Origin of the sequence: Terrimicrobium sacchariphilum (assembly GCF_001613545.1) — a bacterium.
Classification (GTDB): domain Bacteria; phylum Verrucomicrobiota; class Verrucomicrobiia; order Chthoniobacterales; family Terrimicrobiaceae; genus Terrimicrobium; species Terrimicrobium sacchariphilum.
In genome coordinates this window covers 2,022,054-2,037,437 of sequence record NZ_BDCO01000002.1, presented here as the reverse complement: position 1 = coordinate 2,037,437, position 15,384 = coordinate 2,022,054, and the positions used below count along the sequence as shown (strand labels likewise).

Here is a 15,384-nt window from a genome sequence, read left to right as displayed (position 1 = left end):
AAGGACGAAGCCTTTTACGAGAGTTCCTCCAGACAGTCCCGCAGCCGCGCGAGCGACGGAAGCTTTTGCTTGAGAGCGAGAACAGGTGCGAAGATATCTCCCGCCTTCGCGACTCTCGCCAGGGCTTGCTCCGTCTCAAACTGAAGAGGCTTCTTCCTCCTGGCACTCGACTCGACCTCCCTCCATGTCACCGGTGTGGAAACGGTGGGATGGTCCTTTGCACGGAGGGAGTACACACATACGGTTGTCTTTTTTTCGTCATTCTGGCTCCAGTCGACGAATATCTTTCCGGGTCGCTTGGCCTTGCTCATCATGCCCGTGATTTGATCTGGAAATTTCTCCGCGAGCACCTTGGCCATCACCTCGGCAAACTCCTTTGTTCTCCCATAGGTCGTGGAAGTATTGAGCGGGACATATACCTGCATCCCTTTTGAGCCTGATGTTTTCGCGAAAGCCTCCATTCCAAGCTGCTGGAATATCCGACGAAGAAGAAGCGCCACCTCGGCGCACTGGATGAGCCCCGCCGGAGGCCCGGGATCCAGGTCGAACGCCAGACAACTCGGGCGATGCAGGGCCGGATAGCGATGAAGAAATGTATGAAGCTCGAGGTCGGCAAGATTCACAGCCCAGACGAGAGCGGGCAAATTGTTCATCGAACAATATCTAATGGTACTGCCGTCCGACTTTGCCACCTTCATGGTCTTCACCCACTTGGGCCGGTAATCCGGGCAGTTCTTTTCGTAGAAGAAAAACCCCTCCACCCCATCCGGATACCGTTTCAAGCTGATGGGCCGGTCTTTCAGATGCGGGAGCAGAAACGGTGAGACACGGATATAGTAATCCATGACATCGCCCTTGGTAAAACCGGTCTTGGGATAAAAGACCTTGTCCAGGCGGCTTACGCCGACGGACATGCCGTCGATCTCGAGTGTGGTTTCCTTGGCCATCACCCGAGATCCTCCCGGACAACATCCCTCGGCGACTTGTCTTCCCGCAGCCCGAGAAAAACAGGCTGCCGCAAACGCCCATCGCTGGTCCACTCCTTGAACCGAACTTGAGCCACCATCTCCGGCTTCACCCAGTGTGCAGACCGAAGCTCTGCCGGAGTGAGATTCTTCGCATCGGCATAAGGCATCGTCCCACGCGACATCCGACGAAAGCGCGCAGACAGGGAATCCAGCAAGGCGTCGCTGAAGCCTGTACCCACCTTGCCCGCCGAGATCAGCCTGCCTTGTTTATAGTAACCCAGGAGGATCGCACCAAAGCCGCTCCGGCTTCCCTGGGGGTCGGTATATCCCGCGATGACCAGCTCCTGCTCATGAATGATTTTGATCTTGATCCACGCGCCGCTCCTCCGACCACTTTCATAGAGAGAGCCGCCACGCTTGCCGATCAACCCTTCCAGGTTGAGTGCTTTGGCGTGATTGCGCAGCTTGCGATAGTTGCTCCCGAGCGAGTCCGAGAAGCGAACCACCTCCCCAGCGCCGGGAATTATCTCCCGCAGCATCTCCTTGCGCACCTCAACGGGGCGATCTCGCAGGTCCCTTCCCTTGTACCTCGGAAGGTCGAAAACATAATAGAACAACGCCGGGCTCTCGGTAGCCAATCGATAAGCCTGGAGAAGTTGAAAAGATGATCTTCCTTGCGAATCAAGCGCCACGATTTCCCCATCCAGAATGGAGTCGCCAAGGCCCTGACTCTCGAGAGCGTCGGCCACATCCGGAAAAAGGTCCGTCATATCCTTGTGGTTCCTCGACATGATTTTCACCTTCTCAAGTCCGCATAATGCCAGCGCTCGCCAGCCATCGAACTTGATCTCGTAAAACCAGTCGCCTGCCGGAGGGTGTTCGACAGTCAGAGCCTTCATCACCTCAATGAAAGGAGGATATTCCCCTTTCGACCCGGATGACGCCCTGCCTCTCCCGGTTGCCGTCCGCTTTTTGGTGGGCGCCCCGCGCTCGAGCTGCCTCATGGTAAAACCGGTTTTCACCGAACAATCGTTTGCGCGCGCGGAAACCGGACGCAAATCCTCGTCACTGCGAATTATCAGCCAGTCGTCGCCCTTCCCTCGCATCCGAACTAGAGCCCATTCGCCTGAGAGTTTCTCTCCACGAAGCTCGACATGGAGCTTTCCCGCTTCCAGATCCTTTAGCGGAGACCGGCTCAGCGGTTTGTAGGTTCCCCGGTCCCAAAGCATCACCGTACCTCCGCCGTACTGGCCTTTGGGGATCGAACCCTCAAAATCACCGTAGGACCGAGGATGATCCTCCACGTGTACAGCGAGATGCTTTTCGCCGTGCTTGAAAGGAAGCCCTTTGGGCAGAGCCCATGATTTCAAGACGCCCCCCAATTCCAGGCGGAAGTCATAGTGCAGCCGCGATGCCGCATGTTTCTGCACGACAAATGTTCTACCTGAAGCATTCCCACCATCCCTCCATGGCTCGGGGGTTATTCGGTTGTTTCGTTTACTATGGTAGGTCTTCAGCGACATGGCTACGCAGCTTTGCGACGCGGCTTCCCTTTTCCAGTCCGCTTCTTCCCGGTCTTTGCGGCGCTCGTCTCCTCGATGCTTTTCTTCAGGACCGAGACCAAATCGATGACATTCTTCGGATGTCGGCGGCGGGCCTTTGGAGGTTTCGCGCTGTCGCCTTTCTCGACCTTCTCCTCGATCATCTTTTCCAACGCAGTGCGATAGTCATCGACGTATTCCGATGGATCCCATTTTGCGCTCATGCTATCGATGAGTTGCTGCGCCATCTTCATCTCCGCAGCGGCAATCTTTCGCTCCTTCGGCTCGGCGAATTTTGAGATGTCCGTAAGCTCATCGGGAAAATGCATGAGTTCCAGGATCAATCCATCCTTTTGCGGCTTGATCGCGGCCAGATGCTGCCTGACCCGGATGACGACTTTTGCGATGGCAATCTTGCCCGATTTTTCCATGGCTTCCCGAAGGAGCACATAGGCCTTGTCACCGCCCTTGCCCACCTCCAGGTAATACGGCTTGTAAAAAAGAAGCGGGTCGACCTCATCCATTCGGACAAAATTCATGATGTCAACAGTCTGAGTCGCCTCGACATCGACCCGGGCAAAGTCCTCCTCCTTGAGCACGACAAACTTCCCCTTCTCGTACTCGTATCCCTTGACGATCTGGTCCCAGGGGACTTCCTTGCCATCACTCTCGGCCACTCGCTTGAAGCTCACCGGACTCAGGTCTGCCCTCCGCAGCATGCGAAACCGCAACTCCTCCCGCCGGGTCGCCGGATAGAGCGACACTGGGATCGACACGAGTCCAAAGGTGATGGCTCCTTTCCAAAGCGTTCTCATCGAATACCCGAGGTGATCTACAGGAATCGCTTCCGACGATTTCTCCGGTCGTAAGAATCCGTCGGCGGGGCCTTACCAGGCCTCTTTGATGGCCTCCACGTGATCGGGAGCGATATCCTCATTACGCAGCCGAGCGGCATATTGCTGCGACTCGATAATTCCTTTGTAGAACATGGCAGACGGCCGCAAAATATAGTCCGTACGGTCCGCATTGAGCTTGGAGAGACCGAAGGGTCCCTTGTACCCGAACTGCCACTCGTAATTGTCGGCCAGGGTCCACGCAAAGTATCCCCGCACATCCACGCCATCCAGCATTCTCGCGCGGTCCATCTCAATCAGGTGATCGACCAGGTACTTGATCCGTTTCACATCATGGCCGGTGGCGATACCGTTTTCCGAGACCACGATCGGTTTGCGATACCGGTGCCACACAAGATTGAGTTCGCGCCTCAGCCCGACGGGTTTGATCTTCCAGCCGAGCAGAGTGATCCCTGGACCGCTGCGCTTACCCATCGTCATGGCCGTCAGGGGACTCGCGACTTCGGTATAGTAGTAATTCAGGCCGATCAGGTCGCATTTGTCGGCGACCCCGTCGAGGTGGTCAAAGTTCGCTCGCTGGCTGGCATGGAAAAAGGCGCCGGTAGGATCATAGGGGAAGAACCGCTCGAAATAGTTCAGAGACTCGATCGCTATCACCTTCGCGTGAGGAGCGTTGCGACGTATGATGTCCGCCGCAGTCCGAAAAGCCTCGATGCTCGCAGTGGTGGCGCGGTTTCTGTTGTGAAAATCCAACCAAATCCCGGGTGGCCACTGCCCTGCGATCCAACCGAGATTCACATCGCTATTCGGCTCATTTTGCGGCACATAAATCGATACGCTGGTACCAAAGCGCCGGGTCACCCGGTCCACGTATTGTTTCCAGTGTTCCTGGAAGTCCGGATGAAGCCACCGGGTGCTGTCTCTGTGAAAATCGTTCACCAGCCAGTCTGGCATGGTAAAATGCCAAAGCGTCACGACAGGCTCAATACCTGCAGCGCGTAGCTTTCGGATCATCGTTGCGTACTGGTCCAGCGCCTTTTGATTCCATACTCCCGGCTTGGGCTCGACCCGAGCCCATTCAATGCCCAACCGGGCATGAGTGACGCCGATGCGCTTCATCGCCACGATGTCCTTGTCGTAGTTGGACCAGCTATCAGTCCCGTTCTCCTTGGGAGGAACCCGTCCCTTGTCGGCAAAGACATCCCAATCGGTCCGAAAGAATTCCGGCTGCCCGGGCTTCACGCCTGGATCTTCGTTCTGGAAGTTACTTTGTCCAATACCCCACCAGAAATGAGGACCCGTGCGAACCGTTTCCGGACGTTGCCCGACAGGGTCATATCGGGGACCCCTCGGTCCCGCCAGACACCCTGTCAGGAGAGCGAGAACGCCCAGGGTAAAGAGTCGGGATACCATTTTCACCTTTGCTGCGCAGTATTCGCAGTCATCTCGGACATTCGCTGACGCAAACTCCCGGAAGCACCGCGGTTTCTCATTGCATGGACTTTCGTAAACTCGGCGCCGAAAAAGATGATCTGCGCCGAATAAAACACCCACACCAGAAAAACAATGAGCGATCCAGCTGCTCCAAAGACCGAACCGACTCCGCTCCTTCCCAGGTAGAATCCCACGAGGAACTTCCCGATCGTAAACAGAACCGCCGTAAGCAAAGCACCGACCCAGACATCCCGCCAGGCGATCTGCGCCTCCGGCAGATATCGGTAAATCAGCGCGAACAGCACAGTAACGATTCCTACCGAGACCACAGAATTGATGATCTGCGCAACCGCCTCATAGCTCCCCCTCATCGTTGTAAAGAAGTCGCCGGCGAAAGATATGCCGATCGTAACCACAAGCGAAAAAAGCAGCACAAAGCCGGATGCCAGCACAAAACCGAAGGAAATGAGGCGATTCCTTACCATTGCCCAGACACCCTGCCGCTGCCGGGATTCGACGTGCCAAATCTGGTTGAGGCTCGTCTGCAATTGTACAAAGACGCTCGACGCCCCAAAAACAAGAGCGACCCCTCCAACGATCGAAGAAAACAGTCCCGCCCCGGGATGCGAATTGCCGTTCCTGACCATGTCCTGGAGAAAAGCCGCCGAAGAATCTCCGGTCCAGTCGCGCAGAATGCGAAAGAGTTCCCCGGATGCGGCCTCGTTTCCGAAGATCGTTGCGGCGATGCTGATGGCGATCAACAAGAGGGGCGCTATCGCAAAGACCGTGTAGTAGGCGAGAGCAGCCCCATGCGTGGGGACATTATCAGATGTCCATTGCTGAACAGTTTCCTTCAGCATCGACCACACCGTCGCGGGAGGACCTGCCACCCGCTCATGGGGGGTGCTCTGTAAACCTTCTCTGTTCGTTATCATTCGGAGCCGTGAATGATCGTCCCGCAAACTTTTCAGGTTCTCAGGGCAGCCCCTGACCCGGACATCAGCCTAAAAATTCGACGCGTCGGCGGATTGATTCACCGGAAAGGCTCTCCTGCTGCGTAATAAAAGAAAGAAGGCAAGCAGCCCCAGGAGAGCATGAATCGGAGGAAACGCCAGCCATGCAAGACTGGCGACAATCAGGCATCGCCAGAACCATCGCTCGCGAAAGTCGAAAACGAAAATCGCCACGATTGCCGCAGTCGTTCCGGCCACTCCCCCGAGCCACAGCCCGTATACAGCCAAAGGAAGCGGGCTGTTTTGCCATAAGTGCTGTAGTTCCAAGTAATGAAACCCGGTCAAGCTCCAGACAATCGCGGCCGTCAGCAATATTCCTATCGTGTCGAGAATCACAAACCCGCTGGCCACGAGCGCGACTCCAAAACCGCCATGTTTCGATAGAGCCTTCATCAGCTATGATTCGACTTTCGCCGCTGACGTGGACTGATATTTGACTGGCGCGGCCGCTTTCGGGCCGCATGATTCGAGTACCACTTCTGCAAAAGGGCATAAGTAAAACGTTCCGACTCGCGCAATCCGGAAATCGGGACAGGCGAAATGTCGGTATAATCCCCAGCGAGATAGCTCTCGAAGACCCCTGGATGGATGTAGGATCTCCGGCAGACTGCCAGGGTATTTCCCAGCCTGTCAGCGACCCGGCGTCCCGCAGAGACGAGGTTCCGACAAGCCTCTCGAGCGCTTTGAAAGGGAGGCATCCCCCTGAGCACCTTTGCGGCGAGAACCGTGCCATGCCATGTGCGGAAGTCCTTTGCTGTGAACTCCGCCTTTGAAACCTCCTGAATGTACCTGTTTACATCAGCTGCTGTGACATCATGAATCTCACCCGATGAGTCGCTGTATTCAAAGAGTTCGCGTCCTGGCAGGTCCCGGCATTGGGCAACGATTCGCGCCAGCACGGGGTCGTGAAGCGCGATGTCATGATGCTTGCCACTCTTCCCAGGAAAGGAAAACTGGACCAATGGCCCACGCACCGTGACATGTCGATTGCGCATCGTGGTTAGTCCATATGAGCCGTTCTGCTCGGCATATTCATCGTTTCCCACACGGATAAGCGTTCGCTCCAGGAGGTTGCAGATGGCGGCGAGAACCTTTTGCTTTCCAGTTCCCGGCTGGCGCGCATGAGTCCGCGCCTTTCGTCGCAACGCTGGCAGGAACCGGGCAAAGGTCAGAAGCCTTTGAAACTTCAGTTGCTCTCGGTGTGATCGCCATTCCGTATGATAAAGATACTGCTTTCTTCCCCTGCTGTCCCTGCCGGTTGCCTGCAGGTGCGTGTTTGCGTCCGCGGAAATCCATACCTCGGTCCACGCCGGGGGGATGCGGAGGGACTCTATCCGTATGAGATCGCGTTTCGCACTCACCCGTTGACCGCCTGGAGCTAAATAATAGAACCCCCGGCCAGCCTTTTTCCTTCGAATGCCGGATTGATGCTCGAGACAATAGATCACCCGGGCCTTCTGGGACGCATCGAGCACAGATACGACATTTTCTGTGGCGCTAATCATCTACACGAGCAAGGAATTGGGAGGTTACTCATCCTCGTGGATTCGGGACAGGGTCCCGCCTTGGTTGTAATTCCGAGGGCAGAACTCGATAGGCAACCCGGCCCACATCCCAGATTCTCGGCTGGTGATTTTGCCGGAACATCCGATCCACCCATCCGGACCGATGCCACAATATGAAACAAGACGAAGACAAGGTTGACGAACCCCGTACGGAGAAATCCAATATGGACGCGCCTCAAGAAGAATTCATCGAGAGCGAACTTCATCCAGCCCCGCCCCAGGGACCTGACATCAACCCGCCGTCAGACGATAAAGCTCGCGAGCATCGAACGGCGCGCGAACCTTAACGTCATTGTCGAAATAGACATAGATATCGCGTCCTTTCGCTCCAGGCTGTTCGCCACAGCGCCATGAGCGAATGCGCCCTGCCCAGCTTTCCAAGGCTTCAGCCGTATAGCCACTGACATAAAGTTGCTTGTCCCCGTGAAGGCGGATATAGACAAAGTCCGTGGTGAGTTCCTCCGCATAAGGCCACCTCCCGGCAGTATCCGCAAAAACAAACGCCATATGGTGTTTCCTCAGCAGGTCGAAGAACTCCGGAACGAGAAAGCTGGTGTGCCGGATTTCTAGACAGTGCCGCAGACGGCGATTTCCACCCGCTTTCAGGAGCGCCCTTCCTTTGACCTTTTCATCATGCCGCGACGCAAGCTTGGCTGCTGATGAAGTCGTCTTCGGCAGGAGCCTCAGAAATGCCTTCATCAGCGCAGCATCAAATCGAAAACTCGGAGGGAACTGCCACAAGAATGGCCCTAGCTTTTCCTTCAATCCGAGCAGCCCTGAAGCGAAAAAATTCGCCAGGGGAATCTCCACGTCCTTCAATCGCCGCAGATGGGTAATGTACCGACTGCCCTTGATGCTAAAGATAAATCCCTCCGGAGTCTGCTCATACCATCTGCGAAAGACCTCGGGACGTTGCAACGAATAGTGCGTTCCGTTGATCTCGATCGAGTTGAACTGCCGACTCGCGTAGCCAAGTTCCATCGAATGCGACAAGTCGGGGGGATAGAATACGCCGCGCCAGGGGGCGTAGGTCCATCCGGATATGCCAATACGCAGGTCGCGTCCCATGATTCTTCCACGCTAATCAAGGGGCCTTGTCCGTAGCTGGGTTGCAATGCCGACTGCGGCTAGAGCGACGAAGAGAACCAGTTCCACCGTTCCAACCAAGGCAAATGGTTCCAGCACGAGAGCCGCGCCGCTCAAGGAGGAAATCACGATCAGGGCGACATCAAAGACGAGGAGCGACACAACCGCAAAAAGCACTGCTCCGACAATGGGCAAAATCGGTGTAAGCTGTGGCCCGGCTCCGAGAATCTCTGCCAATCGTGCAAAGAGCAGCCAGCCTGCCGCAGCCCCCGTCAGCACAATCAATACCTTCTCTAACACAACAGAAAGGAGCGCCGCTATCACCCCAACCGCGGCCGCCAGTACGAGAGTCATCGTGGAGTCCGAAAAAACAGTTAACCCGAACCGAAATCCAAAAACAAATCCGACAACACCCACAAAGAACCAAAACAATCGCCGCCCCAGGAATACCAGAATCAAACCGGCTACCACGAGCGCGACCGACCCCAGCATGGCTCCGGAAAGGGAAGTCATGTCAGCTTGTGAAGTGAAAGAAACTGCCCGAGCAAGTCTTCCAAGCTATCCTGAGAAGTCTCTGGTTCCAACCTTAACTCAATGACCCGCCGGTGATCAGGACCGATTTTTTCGATTTTTTGCGGCGGTTCCCACGCTGAAAACCCCTTCTCCTTCAAGAACTCCAGAAAGGCGTCCGCGACCGACGCCTCCACATGGAAGGTGGGGTTTTCCTGCTCATGGGTGGTGGGAAAAAGAACTATTGGTACAGGTTGCTCACTCATAGGGATCGATTTGAGGGTGAATCACTCATTGTCGGCGTCCGGCTAGACGGGCATTTGCCCCCCCGTGGCGCCATAGATCTCGCCGGTCACATAGGAGGCAAGAGGACTCGCGAGAAACACAAAGACCGGAGCCATCTCTGCCGGCTGCGCGGCGCGTTTGAAGGCAGTGTTTGCTCCGAAGTTCTCAACCTTGTCGGCATCCAGAGTAGCTGGAATGAGCGGAGTCCAGACCGGGCCGGGGGCCACAGCATTGACTCTTACCCCGCGAGACATCGCAAGATTGGCCAACGATCTGGTGAAGCTGCCTATAGCTGCCTTGGTGGCGGCGTAAGCGATCAGGCCGGGACTCGGGTCAAACGACTGTATGGAGGCCGTGTTTATGATAGAACCACCTGCAGGAATCTGCGGCAGGAGCGCCTTACAAAGCCGAAACATGGCAAAGACATTGACTCGAAAGGCCTCCTCGAACTCATCGACCGGGATGTCTTCAAATGCCCCGTAATTGCGCTGGTAGGCGGCGTTGTTTACCAGCAGATCGATCGTTCCCAATTCCTCAACCGCCTTGGCCGCAATATGCTCACAGACGGCGGGATCCCCGAGATCGCCACGGAGGAGGACAGCCCTCCGGCCCTCCGCGGTGACGAGCCGCTTTGTTTCCTCAGCGTCACCGTCCTCCGAGTGATATCCTATCGCGACATCTGCTCCTTCGCGGGCAAAAGCGAGAGCCACAGCCCGACCTATGCCGCTATCGGCACCGGTCACCAGGGCCTTCCGCCCGGTCAGCAGGCCGCGTCCCTGGTAGGTCGCCTCACCATGGTCCGATTCCGGGACCATTTCTCTTTCGTTACCCGGCGGCGGCTGCTTCTCGCGAGAATACGGAGGCTGCGGGTATAGGGTTCTGGGATCGGAAATGGTCGATTTCATATCGTATGATTCGCAGGGGACCGAATACCCGGCCTCAGTATCGCACCTGATGTCGCGATCAGCCCGCAGGCGACCCGGGGCAGACGAGCGTTGGCCGGGCAAAATCACCCGTTGGTCGCCCGCCGAATGTCTCGCACGAAATGCCGATACTCCTCCTCCGCATTTGATCGATCCGGCATCCGGAGAAGCATCGCGGGATGGACGGTGACCCAAGTTCGTCCGTGTCCCGAAGAGGCAAATTCTTTCCCGCGATCGCGTAAAACCTTGATATTGGGTCCCAGGACGGCGGTCGCCGCAGTCGCACCCAAGCAGATGGTCGCGTGTGGCCGTATTGCCTCCAGCTCGGCAAGAAGCCAGGGCCGACAGGCAGCTATTTCTCCCCCGGAAGGCTTTTGATGAATCCGTCGTTTGCCCCGCGGCTTCCACTTGAAGTGTTTCACAACATTGGTGAAATAGCACTCCAACTCGGCGACCCCGGCATCAGCAAGAGCCCGGAGAAGCAGCTTACCAGCAGGACCGACGAAGGGTTCGCCCCTCTGATCCTCCTGATCTCCCGGCTGCTCTCCGACGAAGACCCATCTCGCATCGCCGCTTCCTCTGCCAAAGACCGTTTGCGTCGCATTCCTCCAGAGCAGGCAACCCTGACAATCCCTGGCCGATGATCGGAGTTGAAGAAGATTACGAGACTCCGGCAACCAGGGGTAGCGCGGACCATTGAGAGCTATCTGCCCGTTTCGGCATGAGACGCGAATACAGACTTGGATTCGGGGGAACCGGCCTCCCGCAACCAGATCGAGAGCACGACGAGCGTCAGGATCGCGAGAAACTCACTCTGCCAGTTCTGAAGCGATTCAAACCAAAACCGGGAGGAGCCAATATAAGCCCACAGGGATATCGCGGCCTGGCCATGCTCGGCTGCTTCGTCACTAAATGCCCTCATCCCAAAAACAGCGTGTCCGAGAAAGGACAGACGAAACAGCCCCCCCCAACGCAAGAGAAAGAGAATGGCTGTAGATCAGGGACCACCACCCTCCCACCCGAGCCACTGGTGGAACGGATGCATCGCCCGCTTGTTGCCCAACCTCCGATTTTTTTGCATCGGGGTCCTTGGATTCCGCCGAACCTCTTTGAAAAAGAAACGCGGTCAACACAACGTAAACTGCCATCTGAAGAAACTCGCTCTCCCAATTTTCAAAGACAGCTTCCCCAAAATCTCCACTTCCCAGATAGGTTCCGAGGCTGACCGCCGGCTCGTGGTGCAGCCGATTCTCTTCGTTGGCATCCTTCCACCCGACCATCGCCTGTCCAGCGATCGCACCCAGGAAAATCAGGGCCAAAACCAAGGACAAGCCGTTGTCCCGAATGATCTGGAAAAAGGCTAAATGACGAGGCGTTGGAGCAGAAGATGACATCTAGACATGCCCAACCTTCATGAGTCACTCCCTCATGGCTGCAGGACAACCTTTACACAGTCGTCCTTTTTTTCATTGAAGATCTCGTAAGCGCGGGGCGCCTCGTTAAGTGGAAGCCGATGGCTGATGATATCATCCAGCCTGATCCGATCCTCGTCCAGCCACTGGATCAGTTCATCAATATATCTATGTACCGGAGCCTGCCCGGAATGCACCGTGATCCCCTTGTCAAAAATCTGGCCTAGAGGAAAATTATCATACGCCATTCCATAAACTCCCAGGATCGACACTGAACCGCCGCGGCGCACCGCGCTAAAGCATTGGCGAAGGGCGGACGTACTACCTGCCTCGAGATGCGCGATGTTTTTCACCTTGTCCCAAAGCGTACGATCCGCCTCCATGCCCACAGCATCAATGCAGACGTCCGCACCGCGGCCCTCGGTAAGTGATCGAATCGCATCGACAGGATCCACTTCCTTGGAGTTCACCACGGTAGCACCGGTGGTGCGTCGGGCAGCCTCCAGCCGGTAGGGCTGAATATCGATCGCAATGACCTGTCTGGCTCCCCGGACGTAAGCACATTTTTGAGCCATCAATCCCACTGGGCCACAGCCAAATACTGCCACAGTTTCTCCTCCCTGAACTCCCGCCCACTCCACTCCGGAAAATCCCGTGGGAAAAATATCCGTCAAGAAGAGCACCTGATCGTCACTGAAGCGGTCAGAAACCTTTCTGGGTCCAAAGTCCGCATAGGGAACCCGCACAAACTCGGCTTGTCCTCCAGAGTAGCCGCCGTAAAGGTCGGTATATCCAAAAAGCGCTCCCCCCTTTTGGCTCAGCAGTCCACCCTCCGGACCATACGTGTTGTGATTCGATTCCTCACAGTGGATCGGCAGCCCGTGCGAGCAAAAGAAACAGCCACCACACGCGACGGGAAACGGCACCACAACTCGATCGCCTTTCTTCAGGGTGGAAATCGCCGCCCCAGTCTCCTCCACCACCCCCATGAACTCATGCCCCATTACCAGAGGCTTCGTCTGGGGAATAAATCCATTATAGATGTGGAGGTCGGATCCGCAGATCGCCGTAGAGGTAACGCGCAGAATGATATCACGCGAATCTTCGATAATCGGATCGCCGACAGTGTCGACTCGCATGTCCTTGGGGCTGTGGTAGACGACGGCTCTCATGGTCAGAAGGATCGCAACCCGCCTACCGAAGAGATGCTCCCCGATGAAGGGCTCAGAGCGCCCGCTTAGCTATTCATTATAGCGCGGAATGGCCCGGTCCGCCAACCAGGTAAAAGCGCGAGGCAGGCGGCTACTTCGGCTTTCCCGTCCGGTCTCAGGGGCGTGAGAAGCAGTCCGCGACGGATGTGGCAGCATGCGGTCGGCCATGGCGGCAAATACGGAGACAGCCCGAGGCAGAAGTCCCTGAAAGATGCGCGCATTTTTTGCCGCAAAGCCAACGGTCAACTCCCCCCGCCCTGTGGCAGCGGCATCGACGATCTGCCTGGCCGCCCGCGATGCACTTACTGAAAGCGCAGGCAGGGAAGCGCTGGTGGCAAACCAGGCGTACTCGCCTGCGGTATCGCCCTTGAACAAGGCATTTACATGAGAGCCCGTGCGCATCAGCCCAGGAGCTACGGTCGTCACTCGAATGCCTTCGGAAGCAAGTTCCGCCCGCAACGCATCCGAAAACCCGACGAGGGCAAACTTGCTGGCGGCATAGGGCGCCATATGCGGCACGGCAACATGACCGCCGATCGATGAAATATTCACGATCCGGGGACATTGGGATTTCCGCAGATGCGGCAACGCAGCCTTGATCATGTGATATGGCGCCCAAAAATGAAGATCCATAGCGATCTTGAAATCCTGGTCATCGGCCAGATCAAATGGAGCCACCAGCATCATCCCTGCATTGTTGACGACAGCATCGATCTTTCCGTGATCCGAAATGATTGCCTCGACGGTTGCCCTGATCGGATCAGCTGACCCAAGATCACAAACATAGATCGCACAACGAATCCCCCTTTCAGACAAGTCCGCCCGTGCCCGATTCAGCTCCGCCTCATCGCGGGCGACCAGAGCAACAAGAGCCCCTCGCGTTCCGAACTCCCGAGCGAGAGCCAAACCGAGGCCGCGAGACCCTCCAGTGATGACAACTACACGGCCTTGAAACTGCCCCACCCGCTTTCGGCGCGAGATCATCCCTCCCACGCTTAGCGCAGCAACCAGCCCGGCTCCGGCAACAATCCATCTTTTGTTCATATGCGAGTATGTTTGAGCATTTATCGCAACGCCGCACCCGATTGACCTCAGGGGACAGGCTGAGCAAGCCATGAGGGGCAAGTCTGCCGCGTTACACCAAGCCCTGTGGCAGAGATACCGCAGAGAAGTACGAAGCCTCCCTGATCCACTCCTCGGATGCCGGATTCATGCCATCCAGCGCGCAGAATCAAGTCGATCCTCCAGTGAAAACAACCACCCAATGAAACTACAAACCCTCAAGGATCTCTATATTCACGAACTCAAGGACCTCCACAGCGCCGAGAAGCAGTTGATCCGCGCCCTACCGAAAATGGCTCAGGCCGCTTCTGACGAAAAGCTGGCCGCTGGATTCCGTGAGCATCTAGAGCAGACCAAAACCCACGCAGCCCGGCTGGAGGAAATCCTTTCGGATCTCGATCAATCCACCCGCGGCCCGAAGTGCAAGGGGATGCAGGGCCTCATTGAGGAAGGCGAGGAGATGATCAACGAAGAAGCTGACGACGAGGTCAAGGATGCAGGCCTTATCGCCGCAGCCCAGCGAGTCGAGCACTATGAAATCGCTGGATACGGCACCGCCCGCACTTATGCCCAGTTGGTGGGCGACAAAAACGGGGCCAAGCTTCTCCAGACCACCCTGGAAGAAGAGGCAGAAACCGACAAGAAACTCACCGAGCTCGCCGAATCCTCCATCAACGTCTCCGCAGACAAATAACAGCCCTCCATCCTCCTTCAACCCCGGCCGGAGATCTCCCACTTCGGTCGGGTTCTATTTCTGTCCGGGAACCGCACGGTTATATCGCCGGTGGGGTAAAGCCCATCACTCCTTTGGAGACTGCTTTTCCTTTTTGATCGCCTGCTCGCGAGGCGTCAGGTGGCGGACGATCTTCCAGGTGCTTACGTCCGCGACAGCGTGCAGGTCGGACGACTCCCAGAGACGCTCCGCTCCGACATAGGCAGAAGTATTGTCAACCAGGCGACAACCGGGTGGGAGCTTTCGAATCCGCTTTGCATTCCCTCCCCCCAAAACAATTTCATCTGGCTGAAAAACGTCGCTCAAGAGCTCTACCGTCTCCTCTACTGCGCGGACCCAGGGTCCCAGACCGTGCTTCTTTAGGGCCTTTTTCGAAACCCGGTCCACGAGGTTCTCATCCGCCCAGATCTTGATCAGTCCAATCTCTATTGGTACCACGACATCATCAGCAATGATGCAGGCGCCTATGCTCGTCCCGAACCCGAGAAAGAGAAGCCGCCCCTGCGTGTAATTCCCCAAGGCTTGCATTGCTGCGTCGTTTATCATCCGGACCGGCCGTCCAAACGCCCTCTCAAAGTCAAAGTCCAGCCATCCATCGCCCAGATTGAGTGGTTCACGAGCCGGGGCGCCGTCCCGGACGAGGCTGGGATATCCGATGGATACAACATCAAAATCCCAGCCCTTCGTCTCCGAGTCAACCTCCGCCACCATTTCCTCGGGTCCCATACGACGCCCGGATTTCACCATGCGCATTTCCCCTCTGCGGGAGTTCATGCACTTCACATTG

At 56.5% G+C, this 15,384-nt stretch carries 16 protein-coding genes and 1 pseudogene; 1 reads left to right on the top strand and 16 read right to left on the bottom strand.

Annotated features, from left to right (window positions below; all coding sequences use genetic code 11):
• Positions 1-14: 14 nt before the first annotated feature.
• The 15 genes and pseudogenes from ligD (TSACC_RS09600) to TSACC_RS09530 all read right to left on the bottom strand — a co-directional run bounded on the left by ligD (TSACC_RS09600) (position 15) and on the right by TSACC_RS09530 (position 13,846).
• Positions 15-947 carry a non-homologous end-joining DNA ligase gene (ligD, locus tag TSACC_RS09600; RefSeq protein WP_075079097.1) on the bottom strand — a complete coding sequence of 311 codons (933 nt, stop codon included), beginning with the start codon at positions 945-947 and terminating at the stop codon, positions 15-17.
• Positions 947-2,491, bottom strand: coding sequence for a non-homologous end-joining DNA ligase (ligD, locus tag TSACC_RS22840; RefSeq protein ID WP_075079096.1), 1,545 nt, complete (start codon positions 2,489-2,491; stop codon positions 947-949). The genes ligD (TSACC_RS09600) and ligD (TSACC_RS22840) overlap by 1 nt, the downstream gene beginning before the upstream one ends.
• Before the next feature lie 2 nt (positions 2,492-2,493).
• Positions 2,494-3,324, bottom strand: a complete 831-nt coding sequence (ku, locus tag TSACC_RS09590; protein ID WP_075079095.1) for a non-homologous end joining protein Ku — start codon at positions 3,322-3,324, stop codon at positions 2,494-2,496.
• Between the two features lie 72 nt (positions 3,325-3,396).
• Entirely contained in the window at positions 3,397-4,776 is a 1,380-nt protein-coding gene (locus TSACC_RS09585; protein WP_075079094.1) for a family 1 glycosylhydrolase, read from the bottom strand.
• Between the two features lie 2 nt (positions 4,777-4,778).
• The gene (locus TSACC_RS09580) at positions 4,779-5,732 is read right to left on the bottom strand and encodes a YihY/virulence factor BrkB family protein (protein ID WP_084400347.1); all 954 of its coding nucleotides are present in this window, start codon (positions 5,730-5,732) and stop codon (positions 4,779-4,781) included.
• A gap of 69 nt (positions 5,733-5,801) precedes the next feature.
• Positions 5,802-6,146 (bottom strand): hypothetical protein, encoded by a 345-nt coding sequence (locus TSACC_RS09575; protein ID WP_153811371.1) that lies wholly within the window; start codon positions 6,144-6,146, stop codon positions 5,802-5,804.
• A 56-nt stretch (positions 6,147-6,202) separates the two neighbouring features.
• The gene (locus tag TSACC_RS09570; protein WP_084400346.1) at positions 6,203-7,315 is read right to left on the bottom strand and encodes a DNA topoisomerase IB; all 1,113 of its coding nucleotides are present in this window, start codon (positions 7,313-7,315) and stop codon (positions 6,203-6,205) included.
• Between the two features lie 291 nt (positions 7,316-7,606).
• On the bottom strand, positions 7,607-8,443 hold the full coding sequence (locus TSACC_RS09565) for a DUF72 domain-containing protein (RefSeq protein ID WP_075079091.1): 837 nt from the start codon (positions 8,441-8,443) through the stop codon (positions 7,607-7,609).
• 12 nt (positions 8,444-8,455) lie between these two features.
• Positions 8,456-8,974, bottom strand: coding sequence for a hypothetical protein (locus TSACC_RS09560; protein ID WP_075079090.1), 519 nt, complete (start codon positions 8,972-8,974; stop codon positions 8,456-8,458).
• The gene (locus TSACC_RS09555; RefSeq protein ID WP_075079089.1) at positions 8,971-9,237 is read right to left on the bottom strand and encodes a hypothetical protein; all 267 of its coding nucleotides are present in this window, start codon (positions 9,235-9,237) and stop codon (positions 8,971-8,973) included. Before TSACC_RS09555 ends, TSACC_RS09560 begins: the two co-directional genes overlap by 4 nt.
• 42 nt (positions 9,238-9,279) lie before the next feature.
• Positions 9,280-10,071 (bottom strand): SDR family oxidoreductase, encoded by a 792-nt coding sequence (locus tag TSACC_RS09550; protein ID WP_237763930.1) that lies wholly within the window; start codon positions 10,069-10,071, stop codon positions 9,280-9,282.
• 194 nt (positions 10,072-10,265) lie between these two features.
• Positions 10,266-10,856 (bottom strand): UdgX family uracil-DNA binding protein, encoded by a 591-nt coding sequence (locus TSACC_RS22720; RefSeq protein ID WP_202815941.1) that lies wholly within the window; start codon positions 10,854-10,856, stop codon positions 10,266-10,268.
• 26 nt (positions 10,857-10,882) lie between these two features.
• Positions 10,883-11,573: pseudogene (locus TSACC_RS09540) on the bottom strand (DUF6766 family protein).
• Between the two features lie 32 nt (positions 11,574-11,605).
• The gene (locus tag TSACC_RS09535) at positions 11,606-12,763 is read right to left on the bottom strand and encodes a zinc-dependent alcohol dehydrogenase (RefSeq protein WP_075079086.1); all 1,158 of its coding nucleotides are present in this window, start codon (positions 12,761-12,763) and stop codon (positions 11,606-11,608) included.
• 69 nt (positions 12,764-12,832) lie between these two features.
• Positions 12,833-13,846, bottom strand: coding sequence for an SDR family NAD(P)-dependent oxidoreductase (locus tag TSACC_RS09530; RefSeq protein ID WP_075079085.1), 1,014 nt, complete (start codon positions 13,844-13,846; stop codon positions 12,833-12,835).
• 220 nt (positions 13,847-14,066) lie between these two features.
• Between TSACC_RS09530 and TSACC_RS09525 the strand changes: the two genes are divergently transcribed.
• The gene (locus TSACC_RS09525; protein WP_075079084.1) at positions 14,067-14,558 is read left to right on the top strand and encodes a YciE/YciF ferroxidase family protein; all 492 of its coding nucleotides are present in this window, start codon (positions 14,067-14,069) and stop codon (positions 14,556-14,558) included.
• Between the two features lie 105 nt (positions 14,559-14,663).
• Here TSACC_RS09525 and TSACC_RS09520 read toward each other — a convergent pair whose 3' ends face one another.
• Positions 14,664-15,323, bottom strand: coding sequence for an ROK family protein (locus tag TSACC_RS09520; RefSeq protein WP_153811370.1), 660 nt, complete (start codon positions 15,321-15,323; stop codon positions 14,664-14,666).
• Positions 15,324-15,384 lie beyond the last annotated feature (61 nt).